This is a genomic window from Massilia sp. AB1, assembly GCF_018119385.1.
Taxonomy (GTDB): Bacteria; Pseudomonadota; Gammaproteobacteria; order Burkholderiales; family Burkholderiaceae_D; genus Telluria.
The window spans coordinates 1-17,631 of record NZ_JAGKSG010000044.1; the positions used below are offsets into that span (position 1 = coordinate 1).

The following is a 17,631-nucleotide window of genomic DNA, read 5'->3' on the forward strand; positions in this document are numbered from 1 at the left end:
TACTTACTAATTGGCGATTCAATCGGTGGGTTGTGGAAAGGCATCAGCAAAACCATTTTGCGCCTCACTCGACGCTACATTCCTGGTTCGCCGGGTTTTGGACCACACGCCGTAAGACATTTAGTTGCAACTACTTGGTTGCGAAAAAACCCTGGTGACTTTTTGACTGTGGCAGAGCTGTTGAATGACAGCTTAAAGACAGTGCTCGAGAATTATGCTCATCTTCGACGGGACGATTCGTTTGCACGTTACGAGGCGCAAATTGCTCAATCACGTGGAATCCAAGCTTGAATAAACTACCGGCGAGCAAGGAGATCTATACTCCAGGCAAGCTGCTGAAATAAACAAACCACAATGGCCGGCTGCCAGCATGCCAGTACCAACTAGCGGCAAGCATGCTGGCAGGACTGTTCTAGTCGGCATCTGAATGCAAAAAGTGTCCGAGTCGGACACTTTTTCGGACCACGTAATGCGCTCATCGCTGCGGTGCGAACGGGTGCCCGGCGGTGGCTTTGGCGACCTCGACCGGTTCCTGATGGTGTACGGAAGCAAGCACGTGGCCCACTGAGGCTAGTCGGCAAAGAACCTGGCCAAATCAACGCCGATTTCGCCCCATCGATCGCGTAAGTGTCCCAGTAATTCTTCAGGACTCATGTCGGGCTCGGCAATCTGATAGTCGCGCACCGCCGTCGCCAGCTTGTTGTTGACGCGCCGCGCCTGCAGCTTGGCCAGCAGGTTGGCAGACAGGTCGAGCGCGAAGTCCTCGAACTCGCTGCCCAGCGCCGGCACGGGCGGAAAGGCAAACCCGGACGTGAAACGCTTGCAGAAATAGTCGTCCCTTGCCTTGCCCCGGTCGCGGTCCAGCTTGGCTTCGGCCTGCTGCCGGTATTTTTCGGCATCCAGCATGCCGTTCGATCGCACGTGGAAATAGGTTTTGCGCTGCTCGGCCGTCAGGGTCTCGAACACGTTCTCGATCGAGCGCATGAAGTCGTCGATCCATGTAAGGCGCGTCGTCCGGTCGGCGTAGCGGATGGCGTCGAGCGCCAGTTCCCTGCCTTCCGCATGCGGCGCGACGAACTCGTCCTCGAATTGCTTGAAGCATTCCGCGCTAGTCCAGTAGCCGTAGACGGTCTCCGTGAAATAGCGTTGCCGCCAGTTTTGCCGTTCATTGCCTCGTTCATTCCGGTCGTCCCCGGCGTCGCTAGCGTAGCTGACGTACGGGCGTGTGAAGGCCTGGGTTTCGCCTGCAACTCCGAAGCCGAAGTTGCCGAGATTGGTGCCGAGCAGACCCTGCGGCATTGGCTCCTTCAGGCGCAGCACCAGGCGGCCGAACGTCGGGTCGGGCTGGTAGGAGTGACAGAGGCGGCCGCGGCGAATCCAGGCGTCGAAGCCGTTCGGCCATGGCGTGCGGACGACCCGCAGTGCGGGAATGGACAGCCACGACTTGTCGCCGATGTAAAACTGTCTTTCGTTCACGTCCTCGCCTTGGGCTAGGTCACCGAAATATTGCAGCACTTCCTTCTTGTTCGACAGCGCGATGTTGGCCAGGTCGACGTGGACGAAGGCTTCCGCATGGATGCCGAAGCCTTGCGAACTCGCGTTGGCTGACCCGGCCAGCAGTGTATGCCGTCGGCGGTTGTTGGCGGCGTTGACCCATTCGAGGCAGTACAGTTTCGCGTGTACCAGACCATTGCCAACAGCAGGGGCGACTCGCCACAAGATGAGTTCTGCCTCGTGCGCCGCAAAGACCCGCCAGATGTCGTCGATGCGCTCCTGGGGCCAGCCGTCGTCGACGGCAAGGATGACTTCCTCCGGCCGCCAGTCGAGAACTTGCTTTATGAAGTCAGGGGTGGGGTAGGGACCAATGATCGTGGCTCGGCACAGGCGAAAGCCGGAGCCTACATGGACGCCATTGTCGATATATGCACTGAAAGTCATCTTTGATTCTGCTGTTGTCGGGGTCAGGCGCCGATGGCGCCATGCAGCGCCTCGACGAAGTTTTGGCAGGCAAGGGCAAACCTGGACCGGAAGTTCCCTCCTTCCGGCACCATGAGGAAAAGCACGTGGAATTGCAGGTCCTGCTGGCCGTGCCGGAGCGGCTGGGTGACGGTGCCGCGGCAGCGTTGCAGTTCGCGTTCGTTCCAGCGGCTCTCGCGCACGGGATAAATGAACCCGCAGCTGCCGACGCGACGTTCTGCCGCGACCTGCCCCACGTAGGTGTGCAGCTGGAACAGGTCTTCACGCGCGACGCCGTAATTGAAGTCGAGCGCTTTGTACTTGACGTCGAACACGTGGCAGGTGTCGCCGGCGTCGATGACGAGGTCGGGCAGTAGCTTGCGCAAGCGGCCGCCGGGAAGCCCCGCCGGGATCGCGAGATCGAGCGACGCTTTCCCGTGCAGCGCCAGGCCGCTGCGGCGCAGCAGCTTACGCACGAAGTACTCGAAGAGCATCGATACGTCGAACAGCAGCGCATCGGCCTGCGTGTCTGCGCCGACGCCGGTCGCGCGTTCGCGCAGCAGCAATTTCGACAGTTCGATCACCGGATCGTAGTCGCCGAAATACGGATTGCGCACCGGCGGCGTTGCCATTAGCTCGTACAGCGGGTGGCGCTTGCCGCCCGTCGCGGCCTGGAACGTGCGGCGGAGCAGACCGAGGTCAGGCAAGAACGTGGCCAAGTCGGTCTGCTCCAGCACCCGCGCGATCAGCCGGGTGGCCGGATTGTCATGGCTGTGTTCGCGGTAGGTACAACGGTAGCGGGCAAGCGCTGCGCCCTGGAAGTGGCTGAGCGGGTCGATGCTGCCGCGTACCCGGGTGCTGGTTTCCGTCCGCGTGGCGTACGCCTTTGGAAGGCCAAGGCGCCACGCTTTGCGCATCTTGACGGACCACAGGTAGGGCAACAGCCAATGGACATCCCCATCGGCGCGGCCGCCGAGGTCCGGCAGTTCTGCAAAGCCGTCGGCGTCGGCGACGATGTATTTCAGGAAGTCATCGCCGAAGCGCGACGAGATGTTGAGCGCGTGGCCCGGCCAGTTAGGGAGCCGTACGCAGCCGACTAGGTTGCCAGTCGACAGAGTGAAATCCCCCGCGTCGAAACCGTCGAGGGCTAGAAAGGGATCGTCGGTATTGTGCTCGTACCCGTCGGGCCGGACGATGACGACGTTGGCCGGCGCGGCATCCCTTCCCGCTGCCAGGCCAGCCACGTCGCGCAGGAAATCGAAGACGTAGGGAATATGGTTGAGTCCCTTGCCGCCGGTCTTGACCTGAAGCGCGGGGCGCGGCGGCGACGCCAACGTGCCCTGATGGTAGCGGTAGTGCCGGTTGTCGGCGATGGTGCCGTTGGCTAGGATCTGGTGCAGAGGACGCATCCGATCGAACCGCTTACTGCACGCCGAAGGCCGCCGCGAACGCGGCCAGTTGGTCCTTGGCCGGGCCCGAGCCGCGCACGTACTCCTCGAGCAGTGGCCCGATGCTGTCGTCCCAGATGCGATGCTTGACTTCGGACAGCGTGAGGCCGCGCGAGTAGGGCAGGTGCATCAGGTAGGCGTGGCCGATCTGGTAATCCTCGCCGAGCAGCTCATGCGTGCGGATCGCCGCATTGAGCTTCTCCAGGCTGGCTGCGAGCCCGGCCCAGGAAGCAGCATGGCTGTCCAGGTGATAGCGCAACAGATGCAGGTCCGGATCGATGCGCTGCCAGGCGAAGCGGCGGCGCAGCGCGAGGTCGAAGCTCTCGACGCTGCGGTCGATGGTGTTCATCGTGCCGATGATGTAGACGTTGTGCGGCACGAAGAACTTGTAGGTGCCATCGGCCATCGGCAGCATACCGGTGTCCGCGTTGTTCAACTGCGCGTACTGCGTCGCGATGGCGTTGACCGGTCCGCGGTACTCGAGGCACACCATCAGCTCGCCGAGCACGCGCGAGAGTTCCGCGCGGTTGATCTCGTCGATGATCAGGAAGAACGGAGGAACCGCGTCGGCGACCCGGGTGTCCGGATCGGCATCAAAGACCGGTTGCCAGTACGGCGCGGACAGCTGGTCGCGGTATGCCAGCAATGCGGCGACGCGTAGCTGGTCCCAGCGCCGACAGAGGTCCGCCCCATGGCCCATAATCCGGTAGACATCGCGCTCCCATTTCCCGGCGCCGATGCACAACTGCTTGAAGATGCCGTTCTGCAGCACTAATTGCGACGTTCCGTCGCCGCGCAGAAGGGGGCGCAGGCCTTCGAGGAAGTCCTCGTAGCCAAACGACGGGTGGAATTGCACGGTCTGGCAGCATTGCTCGTGACTGAGCTCGCTGCCGCTGCCGAACTCCGATTTCCAGATGTCGAACCGAAGCCGGGTGTCACGCAGCGCCGAGAAGGTCTTGCCGGTGCCCGGCGCGCCATAGCGGATCAGCTGCCGCTTGAGCTGGAACGGTGAAGCCATGTTAGCGCACAGTTGCCAGACGAAGCTGCTGAGCGTATGCGCATCGGTTTCCCGGCGTTCCAATGAGTCCTCGAATTCCTGGCGCAGCCATCGCATCAGGTGGGCATTGCGCGCGTACCAGCCACCCTGCCGGTCAGGTGCTTCCGGCATCAGCTTTTCGTCGACCAACCAGCTGTACACGCTCTCGAAGTCGGCATTGTTGACCGTGCTCGAGACTTCCAGCGTGCAGGCCGACGCGGTCCGGTTGACCAGCAGCGGGTTGCGGCCAATTCCCAGCCGCTTGCATGCGGCCTCCCAGGCCGTCCCGAAGGCGGCGAAGGTGTCGGCTGCGGGCGTCAGGATCAGCGCTTCGAGCGCGGCGCGGAAGTCCCGGTCGTCGCGCAGCTTGACGAGATTTTCCTTCGTCAGGATCGAGCGGCCGACGGTCGTAACGCCATTCGGCCTGCGCAGCAGGTCACTGCTGAATTCGTGCCAGGGGTCGGTCGCGGATGCCCAGCGGGTTTGCGCATACGTTGCCTTGTCGGCGAGATGCCCACCTTCTGCCAGCGCGTCGCGCACGAGCGCGACCTGTGCCGTGAAGTTCTTGTAGGCGCGCAGCCAGCCGTCGAGTTCCGGGCGCCGGTTCACGACCAGCTGGGTATAGAGATTTTTCAGGCGAGACATGGAATTGTAGAGGTCATGGCAGAGCTTTCCGGACAATCGGGACGCACGCTTTGGCGCACGAGCTGAGTATTATGTATGTGCACACATAAATGAGCAGCCTGCAATTAAACGGCATGGCATAGAGCTTCGTAAACACGTTTAAACGCAATCATGTCGGCTACAAGGACCGCAGCAGAGGTACTGTCGTGCTGGCCCAATTGCCTATAGGCGCTGCGGTGACAGCGCTGCGATAACATGCTGTAGGACCACACGTCCTGGTTGATCCTTGGGTCGCGTAATATACCGGAGTGCAAAAAGTGTCCGAGTCGGACACTTTTTCGGAGTAGTGTCTAAGGATCAGCCCGCAGAGACATGGCTGAGTACCTGCCAACACAGAGACAAGACCGAGAGGCCGGCCACGGCTGCTACAGCCCAACCAGTCTTCCTGGCAGTGCTAGCCTGCTTGGCCTGGGCGGCATTAATCTGGCGCATTAGGTCTTGGCTTGCCTGTTGTAACTCATGTCCGACGAACGTTCGCTGCTGCTCAAGGTCGGCATGTTGCTCAGCGGTTCTTTGGTTGACGGTGGCAAGCAGATCGTCCAGTTTGGTAGTCATATCCGTTCTGAGCTGGCTTTGCGAGCGTGCAAGAGCTTCTTGATTCTCGCGCATACTCGCCGCCACCTGTTCGACCCGTTTTATTAAGTCGCGGTTCGTCTGTTGTAGCTCGTGTTCGAAGAATGCTCGTTGCTGCTCGAGATCGGCATGTTGCTCAGCGTTCTTCTGGTTGACGATGCCAAGCAGATCATCCAACCTCGAAAGCATGTCCGTCTTTAGCTGGCTTTCAGAACGTACAAGAGCTTCCTGGTGCTGGCGCATGCTTGCTGCCAACTGTTCGCCAAGTTTGCGCTCGAACTCTCCCTGAACTTGGCTAAACTCTGCAAAACCTGCATCGACGCGGGCCACGCACTGTGCAAGGGACTCTTGCATCTCCTTGTGCATTGTCGTACGCAGCAAATCGTTGGCCAAGTCGATTTTGCGCTCGGCTTCGGTGACGCGTATGACGCAGCCGACGAGCTTTTCTGCTTGTTCCTGGGTAACCCCTTTAGCTTCCATCAAGCCTTGGTTTGCGGCATTGATTTTCTTCTGCTGTTCTGAGAGTTGCTGCTGCTGATCCAGAATTTTCTCGTTTTGTCCCTTCAGTTCGCGCGCCTGCTCCTCAAGTACTTGTTGTTGTTGCAACAGGATACGCTGCTGGTCGCTCAGCACCTTAGAGATCGCCGTGTTCACTACCAGCAGCCTAGACGAGGTTTGCGTCAACCGACCAATGGATGTGCTTAGGTCGAGTTGCGCGTCCTGGACTTTGTCATCGCGATCGTTCCACCAATTCCCCAGAAAATTGCCATCTCGCTTCTCCCGACGCAGCTGTTCTAGCTTGTCGGCATTGCCCTGAACCGCGTCCTGCTCCCCCAGCATTTCCTGGACGAGTTCTTTGATATTGCTGTCTCGAATGACCTTTTCGGGAACAGAGATGGACGAGAAGGCTTGTACGATTTGCAGTTCTTGCTTGTTGGGTGCGTTCACGCTCGTTCTCTCAAAGGGTGTTCAAGAAATCTTCAATTCGCGACTGGCTGCTGTTGATGAATTCAATCATTTCCGTGCTTTTCTCCACTTGGTCGCTCGTTTCGGTCACGGATTGTTCAAGGCTGGCAAGTGTCGCGGCAGCGGCGCTTCCGGCCTCTCCAAGAGTGACACCGATTGATTGGTAGAACGAAATCGATTTGGCATAGTTGTCGACGTTGCTTAGCGAGCTTTCGGACAGCTTGACAAGCTCGTTCGAAAACTCGTCACGGCGCTTCGCGTCGGCCATCATTTCATCCATCTGCTTTGCATCCATGGCGTAGCGATAGCGGTCGAACAGGCAATCGATTTGATACGCTAGGAAGGCCGACAGCAAGCCGGTCATGATCCCCATCAGTACAGGTGTAACGATGTCTGCCACGGGCTTTAGGAAAGGAACGGTCAGCATGAAAGTTGCGACGGTCTCGTTCAGTACCAGCCCGACCGAACTGACCACCACTGTGCTCAGGATCTTGAGGCCATCCTGGAGAGCCTGGTCGGCCGTCAAATGCTCCGGTGGGAAGAAGATCATCTTCAGCGCTCGAAACAGTCCGAGCAGGCCTTCGCGGATGACCGTAACGAAGCGCTTTGCAGTCGACAGGAAGTTGTTTAAGAGGAATGTCAGCAGATTGCTCATGAAACCGCTGACCCCTCCTTCTAACAATTGCGAAACTGCGTCAGGAATCTTTTTAGCGACGTTGCTGATTACTCGTGCCAGACGGCTGCGAATTTCCTCGAACAAGGACTTGCCAGCTTCTACCCCGTGCTCGATCAAGACCTTGAATTCGTTAAACAGCCCGTTGACCAGTTCTGTGAGCAACAGACCAAGCGCTTGACGCAGTCCCATCTGGATAGCCTGCTTCCCGCCCGTTTCGAGCAATTCCGTTGCCTGCTTCTTGAGGAGGGCCCGGTCAGCCGTATTATCGATGTGCTTCTTGGCCTTGTCGTACTTCTCCTGCATGAGCTTTTCGTCGACCTCAAAATGCGTCTTGTTGTCCGAGCCGTCCTTGCGTTCGCGCTCTGCCCATTCCTTGAGATCTAGGTCACTCTTCGAGCCGTTTAGGGACTGGTTGGTCAACGCCAAGTTATCGTCATGGTTCGCGATCTCGCGTAGACGGCTCACGTCGACTGCGGCGTCGCCACTGTCCTTATTCACCTTCACCTGACCAAGTGCCAGATGCATTTTCGGGTCCTGATGAATTTCGCTGATGGAAACGACGTGATCGAGCTCGGCGCCGAGGACCTTGCCGCTCTTCAGCGTCACTTCACCGTCTTGCGAAACACTGCCACCCGTATATTCGTCGCGCCCTTGCGAAATTTTTGCCTTGCGCTTGTCGTCCCAAGTCTTACCACCGGCGGTGTCGGCTTTAGTCTGGGTGTCCACTTCATAGTCGGCCCTGACGGACGCGTTATAGGTCTTCTTCGAATGCTCGTGCAGCTTGCGGTCCGAGTCCGTCGCTACGTAATCGTCATCTTCCCTTTTGAAATTATGCAGGGTCGTGACATTGCCACCGTTCTTGTCTTCGAACATAGCGGCGGACAATCCAAAAGGACCAATGATCTGCGCTATAACCTGTTGCCGGCAATCGGCGAATAACTGTTGCAGGCGCTCTTCACGCAGGGCACTCAAGGTCTTTTCCATTCTTCGCTCCGGTCCGGTCAACTACATTTTTCATTAACAAAGCGATCGAACCAAGGGCCAAATCCAGGTGCGATCACGATCCTATCCGCGACGTCGTGGTACACGCGGATGATTTGGCCCATCTTCCCTTGTGTCGGCGGATCCATGTCGAGGCACAGGTAATCGCCCCCGCCATTCGACGCAAACGGGATCCATCCAGCAGACCACCACACAGGCTTGACCGTCCCGTCGGGACGAGCTTCCTGTCCATCGAAGTCACCGCCCTCGAGCAGGTCATTCCAGGTAGACCAGCTCATCAGTACTCGACGGGACGGAAGAAATGCATGTGCGCCGAACAGCGGTTCTGCTTCTCCCCTCTGCCCGTTGTGAATCTTTAGGCACCCAATGAAATCGTCAGGCAGCACCACCCTTAGCTTGCCCTGTAGGTCACGAACGGCGGCAACATCGGCAGGTGGATTCAGGTCCGCTAGCACTGCCCGCTTGTTGGCCTTGAGCCATTCTTCGAATTTTTCCCACTGACGATGCATCAAACGTTGCTCCTTGCTGTAGAAGAAGGGATCGCTGTGCAAGCGCTGACACCCGCAAGCAGCAAAAACCTATATGTCCAGTAGCGCTGGGACTAGCATCTGGCAGTCTATCAAAAAACTGAACAACGAATATGGCCTTATAGCAACCTTTTGGATGGCTGCTCCTACGGGGTTTCGCTGAGCCGTCTTTTCCTGGTTGGCACCTCTACGCTAGCTATTCTTAAGAACTTCCAAACGACCTGGCTAGGCGGCTTCTGCGTTCAACAAGAACTCTGCTATGTCTTTCGTTGAGTACATCGGACGACAGCGGATCGAAGCCTTATCCGCCTCTTCTTCGAGTTCGAGTACGGCGGCAGCCACCTGCGCAAGTTGACGGGTACTGTATTGTGGATCTTGCTCGCTTACCCGGTGAAGTAATAGCTCGAACGCCATATTTTCTGTTCGTGGCAACAAATCAGACCCTATTCCAACTTTTTTCAGTTGGGTCAGATCCCATAGCTTTGCCTTCGCATGGTCAACAAGAGGTCCGATGCGACCTGGTATGAGCATTCCAAAGTTCGCCGCAAGACGTTGACCCACAAAACCAATTCGTGTAGCACGCGCATTTTCCGAGATACGATATTGCTGCCCAAAAAGGCTGATTAGAGCGGGACGCTGTGCGGCAACTTCATCTCGCACTAAAGATTCGAGGCGCTTTAACGTTGCCTCGGCAGGCGAGTATGGAACAACGTTTACCGTAGTGGATTCAATATCTATTTGTCGCCGTAAGAGAAGAGATGCGCATTGCATCAACCCCGTTGCGGCTACATCTTCAAGAGACTCACCGGCTCCATCACGCACCTCTCCTACGATCAAGCCATCCATCGCGCCACGCCAAGTGACGAGCGAACGAATACCTTCCTGTACTTTTTGCTCAGTTGAGCTGAGGGCTACTTGGCTTGCGTATATAAATGCATTTGCTTCTGCGCCGTACAGGCAGGCCAGTCGCTCAAGGCCATCAACTTTGCGTACGATAGCAGCACCTTCATCTGCTGCGACAACGCCAATGCAAAGTCTTTCTCCAGAACCGACCATCGGTTCGAGATAGATTGGAGCCCAGAGAGCCCGGTAGTTACTACGGCGGGGGCGGAAACCCAGAGACTCGAGGGTAGGGATTGAACTCATCTCACGCTCCAGTAAGTGCTGGGAACCTAGGGATGCCCATATGCTTTGCGACAAGCTGCGGAAGTGCCTTTATGCGATTGATCAAGAAGTCTTGCATTGCCTGCAAGTCTCGCTCTCCGAGCAGCGAAGCAGCACGACTTGCGGCTACGATCCCGGAGATGTCAAGTGATTCATACTCGGTCGCAACTTGATCGGCAGCTTCTAACAATTGACTACGCTCAGGCAGCTTCAACGTGCGGTTGGCATGCTCTGCAATAAGATTTTTTGTAGATGCGTGTGGGACTAGGTCTGTTATGTACCAGTTCGGGCCCCGGAACGCATGCGAATGATCTATAAGCCAGACATCATCGGGGCCGTTGACCAAGAAGTTACCAGGATGGCGGTCGGCGTTGGAAACCCACTCATCAAAGAGAAGCGCGGCTTTCCAGCGGGACCAAGTAGTCAGCAACGAGCCAAAGGCATGATTGTCGTCCCGGCCGAACTGGCGGGCCAAGCTCGGCGCATCTAAAGCGGCAGAGCCATACGCTAACGTATGCGTAAGCTTCTGGCCCACTAGGAAGGGCGAGTTCGGATAATCTTCTACTGACACTTCTACCAAGTACCCGTCGGGAACCGGTAATCCAGCGGCTTTGCCAAGCACAGTGCATACCAGCTCATTTGCCAGCGCTTTCGGCGCTAGCAGCTTCACATATGCACCCGTCTTCCCAACGTCGGTTTCGATGATCCCCTTGTAGGTCTCGAAGAAGCCAGAATCCTGATCGCGTAGCAACGTTGCGCCAGGCAGTAGGTATCCACCACTGATGGTCATAGTCTGGGTCTTCCTCGTCCTGGGTGCCGCTTGTGCGTGCGTTAGAAAGTTGTTCAAATTCTACACGATGGAAGCATCAAGTGAATGATTTGCAACTTTTACCTGCCAGCCCCTAAGGCAATCCTAACGTCACAGGTATGGGTGGCTACAAGCGCTTCGGTGGCACTGAGTCTATTGGTGCTCCATGAACTGACCCTATTTAGGCCGCCAAGATCAGCTGCTCCAGAGGCATTGTGCTAAGACTGCTTCGCGTTGGCTTGGGAAAAATTTGGGGAAAATTCCAGTCGATTTTCTTCCCAATCCTTCCTTTCCTTGCCTAACTCTGCCAGGTTGGAATATGATGGCAATTCAAGGAGTTACGTCAAAACAAGCCACTTTTCGTAACCCGCGCACCGGCCTCCGAAGCCAAGGGTCGTGGGTTCGATCCCCGCCAGCCGCGCCACTCCAGGTTCGCCGAATCGCCCGCAGCGATACCGCTGCCGATGTGCCGTATTCCCAATGCCAACCGGCAACCAGTCCTCAGCGCCTCACGCCCGCTTGTCGTTTCCGTATTTACGGGCAAGCATCTTCCTGCCGAACCAGTGATAGACGACTTGCGCAGCCATGCGCGGCAGCGCATGCCGCAGCGAGCCTTTGAGCAGGATGTTGGCCGGGGCCGCCGCCGCCGCCGGGCTGGCCTCCGCTGCCGCCACCAGTCCGCATGCCTCGAAGCGGTCGCTGTTCTGCTGCAGGAATTCGCACAGCTTGCGCAGGCGCGCCTGGGTCAGGCGGTTGCGCCGCGTCTGCTGGAAGCCCAGGTCGTGGTTCTGGACGAATTCGAACGGATGGGTCAGCACGACGACCAGGGGTACGCCCTCGCGGCGCGCCTTTTCCAGGAGATCGCGCGTCTCGGCGAAGCTCGAGCCGGCGATCGTCAGGGACTTGATGTTCCGCTTGGGACCGATCTTCCAGTCGGAAAATGACAAGACCGGGAACTCCTGCACGCCATGCCGTTCATGCTGGCCGCTGTACAGCGTGTAGTCGGGCTCGCCGTTGCTGTAGATGGCCACCCCGATGTTCGAGCTGTAGGGAATGCCGCATTGGGCCAGGGCCTGGTACAGGCCTGGGCCGTGATTCAGGTTGCCGCTGCGGAAAGCCTTGGGAGCGGGAATCTGCCATTCCCGGAAGGTCTCGATGCCCTGCTTGATGAGGCCGACCGCCTCGTCGACGCTGTATTTGCTGATGTCATCCCGGTGTTTCATGCCGCGCGACTTGTCCCACCAGTCCGGGTCCTCGAACAGTTTCCAGCATGGATGGGTATGCAGCTGCACTTCATGGCCCTCGGCATGGATTTGCTGGGCAATGGGGCGCATCGGATCGTGCTTGAAATGATAGCGCTGCTGCGTTTCCACAAAGAAGGTTGCCTGGACACCGTATTGGCGGAAGGTGTCGAGCAAGAAACCCAGGCCTTGCGAACGGCCCTCGACATTGCACCATACCAGCGGCTCGGCGACCGGCTGCCTGGACCTGTCCGAGAAAGCACCGGCGATACTGAACTCCGTGTCGATCGTGATGCAGACCCGGGTGCGCTGTGACGCTGTATTCATGATCTCACCAGATGTTGCGGCTGACGATGCTTGCCAAAAAATTCATGCCGAAAGTATAAGAGTGCGGCCTGGCCCTGTCCACTCCGTTGGAGCGATCTCATCGGCTCGACAGCCTGCGGAAATAGCGCTGCGACGGCATATCGATCACGTGGTGCAGGACGACCGACAGGATCAGCACCAGCACGAAGGACAGCCAGACATACACGGGAGCGATCTGGTTGGTGTTCGACATGAACCCGGCCTTGAGCAGGTCGTAGACCAGGTAATGCACCATATAGGTGGAATACGAGATTTCGCCCAGGTAGACCAGGGGCCGCGCCGACAGGGGGGCGCTGATGCCCGTCGCCGTGACGCTCAGGTAGGCGATCAGGAGCGCGAACGCCACCGGGATGATGCTGTAGTCGGCGAGGGGGGCGAAGACGTAGACGATGCCCAGGCCGAGGAAGCCGCCCAGGGCAGCATGGCGCCAGCTTTCCAGGAACGAACGGTAGTTGACGTAGAGCGAGCCGATGAACACGCCCATCAGGAATTCCAGCAGGGTCCGTACCAGGGCCATGCGCGGCACGTTGGCGCCCAGCGAGGAGATGTTGGCGGCGGTGTAGATCAGGTGCAGCAGCAGGGCGACCAGGGCGATGATGACCAGGTGGGCGCCGACGCCGCCGCGCAGCCGCCGCAAGCCGAAGGCCATCAGCGGGAAGAACAGGTAGACGAACCATTCCGAGCTGATCGACCAGGAGGGAACGTTCCAGGTCAGCTCGCTGCCGACCCACATATGTACCAGGAACATGCTCTGGAAAAACGCCGTCCAGGTATAGGATTCGGGCGCCGTACCGCTGCTCGAGAAATAGCTGAAGGCCACGAACAGGGCCAGGTAGCCGCCCAGCATCGCCGCATGCAGCGGGTAGATGCGCGCCAGGCGGTTCCAGTAGAACTTGCCGATGCTGCGCGGGGAGCTGTTCGCCAGCGCGGCGTGGTAGCTGAGGAAGATGACAAAGCCGCTGAGCAGGAAGAACAGGTCGACGGCCAGGTAGCCGTGCGCGATGATCCGGGCCAGCGGCGCATAAATCGAGTCGCCCAGCAGGGCCAGCGAGTGGAAGAACACCACCCACCATGCGCAGATGCCGCGCAGGCCGGCGAGTTGATTGAGTTTCACGATGTCACGAATCCTGTTTCTCTGGATGGAAGCTTGTGCTTGAGGCCCTTCTGCACCCGCGCGGAGTGGTGGTCGATCGCCACGGTCAGGCCGACCATGTAGAAGATGAAGGGCTGGTAGGCGATACCGACGAAGGCGCCGCCGGCCAGGAATACCAGGACCGAAGCAGTCAGGGCGTCGGCGAGCGCGGTCATCCAAGCCATGCCGGCATGGCCGCGCCAAGTCTTGCGGATGGCGCGCAGGCGGGCCAGGACCAGCAGGATGATGCCGAAATAGATCAGGAAGCCGGGAATGCCCTGTTCGCCCAGGACTTCGAAGTAAATACTGTGGAAGGCCTTGCCCGCCAGCCGGTCCTCGGGATAGTAATGGATGATGCCGTCTTCGGTGACGTTCATGATGCGATTCAGGACGAAGGCATCGAAGCCGCCGCCGGTCGGATGCTGGCCGACGTAATCCACGGTCCATTCCCAGACCTTGAGGCGGCCGAGCGCCGACGAATCCGTATTGTAGGACTCGATGGTCGACATGCGCGCTCCCCAGGGCGTCGCCGAGAGGTCGATATTCATGAGGATCGTGCCCGCCAGGGCGATCCCCGCCAGCCACCACAGCTTCTTTTTCGACTTCAGGACCAGGATCAGGCCCAGCATGCCGATCGCGACGATGCCGGTGCGCGCACTGGTGCCGATGATGGTTGCCACGGCGGTCAGGATGACGCCCAGGAACAGGCAGCGTGTGAACAGATTCTTGGGAAACAGCAAGTTATGGCGCATGACATAGATCACCATCGGCACCAGCATGGCGCAGACCACGGCCAGCGTGCTGCCTTCGGCCAGGCCGCTATTGCCCCCGCCCATGACTGCCAGGACCCCGTAGCCGCCGCTCCCGAGCAGGGTCTTGACGCCGGTGGAGGCGAAGATGGTCGCGGCCGAGAAGATAAAGACCAGAATGAAGGCTTCGATCTGGATGCGCGAGCGGAACACGAAAGGTATGAAGAGCGCGAACAGCATCACCTTGAAGGCCCAGTCCCACTTGAGCCAGGCACGCTCCGGGATCGGCGACATCATCGTGGTCAGGGTGATCCAGACGGTGAACAGCGCAAGCAGCCACAGGAGTCCACCAAAGCGGGGCGGATCCTTCCTGTCCTTGACGAAATATAGGCCCAGCATCGTCAGCGCCGCGACGAGATTCAGCGGCCAGCCGCTGATGATGGCATAGGCCAGCTGCTGGGGCTTCACGACATCGACCCAGACGAAGCCGAGCGCAGCAGCGAAGGCCGCGGAAAAGCCCATGAACAGCAGGCTGAAGAAGACAGCCGTTAAATAAAGACTTTGCATAGTTGCGTGTGGTGGCTTGCGTTGCGCCCGTCAGGCGGCATCATGACGCCTGTCCGGCAGTCGGGATGCCGCGCCGGGAGTGCTAGCGACTCTTCTTTTTCTCGGGTGGAGGGAGCTGCGCTTCGCTGTCCGGGGCGAACCAGGGAATCAGCTTGTCGAGCCGGAGCGCACGGAAGACTGTATACAGGATCGCCAGGCCAAAAACCAGCAATGATGCGTTGTCAATCATAAATGCCCTTAATAAAGTGACTCGGCCGGGTGACGCGGTCGCCGCCGTCTTCCGCTGGTGGATTCCCCGAACGGGAGCGGACGCTAGGATACCATGTGAGAAATGGCAACACACCGCGCACACCGTATTTTCGTATTTTTTTGACATCAAAATTGCATTAGGCAAAAAAAAGCGGAAGTCCCCGGGGACTTCCGCTCGAGCCGGAGGCGGCTGGCGATTAGCGCGGCACGATCGCGAACTGCGGCGAGGTGGCGTAGTCGGGCTGGTACGGACGCTTCGCGTACAGGTCGTATGCGCTGCGGCCGTTGGCATCGACGCCGACGCTGTAGGCCAGGGCCGGGCGCATGATCGACTGCGAGCTCTCGACCGTGACGTAACCCGTCATCTGGCCGGCTTTCAGGCCCAGGCTGCTTGCCATCTGGGTGCTGGCGCAGTCCAGTTGCAGGAAGGTCGCGGTATGGTTAGCCGCATACACTTGCTTCATGCTCGTGTACAGCGGGGAAGTTGCGCTGTCGCGAACCTTCAGGCTGTAGGCGGGCGCCTCGATCCAGCAATAACCGTCGCCGACCATGCGGTTGACCGGGAAGCTGGCCTTCCACTTCAGCAGCGGCTGGGCACGGGTGAAGCCGAGTTCCACCATGCGGCCGACGGACGCGGTGAAGAAGTCGTCCTGCCACGGCGCCAGGCCGGTGCTGGTGTTGTAGACGATCGCATAGCCGTGCTCCAGCGCACCCAGCTTGTTGGCCGCGGTGTTGTTGGTGTAGTTCGCGTCATACCAGTCGATGTTGTGGTTGACCATGGCCGCGAAGTTCGCCTTCTGCGGATCGTTGTCCGGCGTGATGTAGGCGGCTTCGCTCAGCGTACGCAGGCTCCACGCCTGGCCGCGCACCTGGTCCGACTTGACCAGGCCCTTCAGGTTCTGGCGATAGCCCGGGTTGCCGGAGATCGAGTTGTAGTTGGCCCAGAACTGCAGCTCTTCCAGGTGATAGTAATCGCCCGTGACCAGGTAAGGCAGGTAGGCGAACGCGGCCTGGTGCGAGGTGTCCGCCGTCAGCGGGGTGGCGCACACGGTCTGCGGGCAGGCCGGGAAGCCTTCGTTCAGCTTGGTCACCGGGTTCTTGCTGTCGCCCGAGATGCCGAGCGCCGCGTACGGGAACTCGGCCAGGGTCACCGGACGGCCGGTCTGCTTGTTACGGTAGTGGATCGACCAGCTGCCGGCCTGGTCCGACATGCCGAGCGAGATCTTCTTCATGCGCTCGTCCATGCTGAGCAGGTACAGCGCGCTCCAGGCCGGCAGGAGGCCGAGTTCCGGACGGGCGCCGGTCGCCGGCATGTAGGGGTTGGCCACGCCACTCTGCATCGGACCGGTCTTGGCGCCATTCCACTTGCTGACCCAGGAGGCGATCGTCGTTTCGGTGATCTTCAGCGACTGGTCATAGTTGGGCAGGGCCTTGGTGCCGATCAGGTAGGCGGCATCGTGGCGCACGTTCAGCGCCGGCTCCTTGCCCCACCATGCCACCTTGCGCCAGCGGGCGTGGTGGTAGTGGGTCATGGCGGCCTGCGAGAACACGGACTGGCCGCCGACCAGCAGCTGGGCGTTGTAGACGGCGTTCTGCGGAGCGGCTTCGTACGCCCAGCCGTTCTCGATCGCGACGTCGACACGGGCGTTGTTGCTACCCGGATAGAAACGGATGGCGAAGCGCGCGCTCAGGTGCGGATGTTCCACGCCGGCGGCGGTCTTCAGCGGCGCCGAGACGATCCATTCATTGGCCAGCGAACCGGACAGCCAGGTGGTGTACTTGCCCGACTTGAGCAGGGCGTCGGCCGATGCCGAATAGACGACGCCGCCGACGGTGGCGTTGAAGCTCGCGGTGAAACCGCTGTTCAGCAGGGTCGTGGGGCTGGCCGTGGTGGCCGCGGCGGCCGTGGTGCTCTTGACCAGCTTGATGGTTTCCACCTGGCCGGCGGTGCTGCTCGGCAGTTGGACGGTGATGACCGCATGGCGCAGCGAGCCGTCCGGATGGCGGGCCTTGGCGTCGACTTGCAGGGGCACGGCGGCGCCGGCGGCAGTCTGGCCGACCAGGGTCGAGCCGGCCGGAACGTGGCCTTGGGCGAATGCCTGGCCGAAGGTGGCGGTCGGACGAGTTTGCGCAGCGGTGCTGGTCAGCTGAACCGTGGTGATGGCCACAGCAGTGCTGGGCAAGGTGGTGCTTGGCGAGGTGGTCGGGCCGGTCGGAGTGGTGCTGCCTGCGGCCGCGGTCGAACGCGAGCCCAGCAGCGGGTTGCTCAAGGTCTTGGTGCTCTCCGCAGCATTGCCGCAGCCCATCAGGGCCATCGAAGCGGACAGGGCGGTGATGATCATCGGAACTTGAGTCGAGAAGGAATTTCGCATGTCTATATACCCACAAAAAGTTTCGGCAAAAAAAATATTGCCGTACGGATAGATCCAGAATACAGCGGAAGATCAAGTGCCGTGCGGAAAAATTCCGCTTTGTCAACGGAAAAAT

12 protein-coding genes and 1 pseudogene are annotated in these 17,631 nt (G+C 59.4%); 1 reads left to right on the forward strand and 12 read right to left on the reverse strand.

Features of this window, described 5'->3' with window-relative positions:
* Positions 1–291 (forward strand): annotated as a pseudogene (locus J8847_RS19720) (hypothetical protein); the annotation flags it as partial.
* A 279-nt stretch (positions 292–570) separates the two neighbouring features.
* Here the strand turns inward: J8847_RS19720 and J8847_RS19725 are convergent.
* From J8847_RS19725 to J8847_RS19780, 12 genes are all read right to left on the reverse strand, one after another.
* Positions 571–1,938: a hypothetical protein gene (locus J8847_RS19725; RefSeq protein ID WP_211526415.1), complete on the reverse strand. Its 1,368-nt coding sequence runs from the start codon at positions 1,936–1,938 to the stop codon at positions 571–573.
* A 23-nt stretch (positions 1,939–1,961) separates the two neighbouring features.
* Entirely contained in the window at positions 1,962–3,365 is a 1,404-nt protein-coding gene (locus tag J8847_RS19730; protein WP_211526416.1) for a hypothetical protein, read from the reverse strand.
* 13 nt (positions 3,366–3,378) lie between these two features.
* Entirely contained in the window at positions 3,379–5,085 is a 1,707-nt protein-coding gene (locus J8847_RS19735; RefSeq protein WP_211526417.1) for an McrB family protein, read from the reverse strand.
* Between the two features lie 336 nt (positions 5,086–5,421).
* The gene (locus J8847_RS19740) at positions 5,422–6,645 is read right to left on the reverse strand and encodes a hypothetical protein (protein WP_211526418.1); all 1,224 of its coding nucleotides are present in this window, start codon (positions 6,643–6,645) and stop codon (positions 5,422–5,424) included.
* Positions 6,646–6,655: 10 nt separating this feature from the next.
* Complete coding sequence (locus J8847_RS19745; RefSeq protein ID WP_211526419.1) at positions 6,656–8,323, reverse strand: hypothetical protein; 1,668 nt, start codon at positions 8,321–8,323, stop codon at positions 6,656–6,658.
* Positions 8,324–8,340: 17 nt separating this feature from the next.
* On the reverse strand, positions 8,341–8,892 hold the full coding sequence (locus J8847_RS19750; RefSeq protein ID WP_229513062.1) for an SMI1/KNR4 family protein: 552 nt from the start codon (positions 8,890–8,892) through the stop codon (positions 8,341–8,343).
* Between the two features lie 201 nt (positions 8,893–9,093).
* The gene (locus J8847_RS19755; protein WP_211526420.1) at positions 9,094–10,014 is read right to left on the reverse strand and encodes a hypothetical protein; all 921 of its coding nucleotides are present in this window, start codon (positions 10,012–10,014) and stop codon (positions 9,094–9,096) included.
* Between the two features lies 1 nt (position 10,015).
* Positions 10,016–10,822 carry a HipA family kinase gene (locus tag J8847_RS19760; protein ID WP_211526421.1) on the reverse strand — a complete coding sequence of 269 codons (807 nt, stop codon included), beginning with the start codon at positions 10,820–10,822 and terminating at the stop codon, positions 10,016–10,018.
* 527 nt (positions 10,823–11,349) lie between these two features.
* The gene (locus tag J8847_RS19765; protein WP_211526422.1) at positions 11,350–12,408 is read right to left on the reverse strand and encodes a polysaccharide deacetylase family protein; all 1,059 of its coding nucleotides are present in this window, start codon (positions 12,406–12,408) and stop codon (positions 11,350–11,352) included.
* A 97-nt stretch (positions 12,409–12,505) separates the two neighbouring features.
* Positions 12,506–13,561, reverse strand: a complete 1,056-nt coding sequence (locus J8847_RS19770) for an acyltransferase (RefSeq protein ID WP_211526423.1) — start codon at positions 13,559–13,561, stop codon at positions 12,506–12,508.
* Complete coding sequence (locus tag J8847_RS19775) at positions 13,558–14,895, reverse strand: putative O-glycosylation ligase, exosortase A system-associated (RefSeq protein WP_267876293.1); 1,338 nt, start codon at positions 14,893–14,895, stop codon at positions 13,558–13,560. Before J8847_RS19775 ends, J8847_RS19770 begins: the two co-directional genes overlap by 4 nt.
* A 446-nt stretch (positions 14,896–15,341) precedes the next feature.
* Entirely contained in the window at positions 15,342–17,486 is a 2,145-nt protein-coding gene (locus J8847_RS19780; protein WP_229513064.1) for a hypothetical protein, read from the reverse strand.
* Positions 17,487–17,631 lie beyond the last annotated feature (145 nt).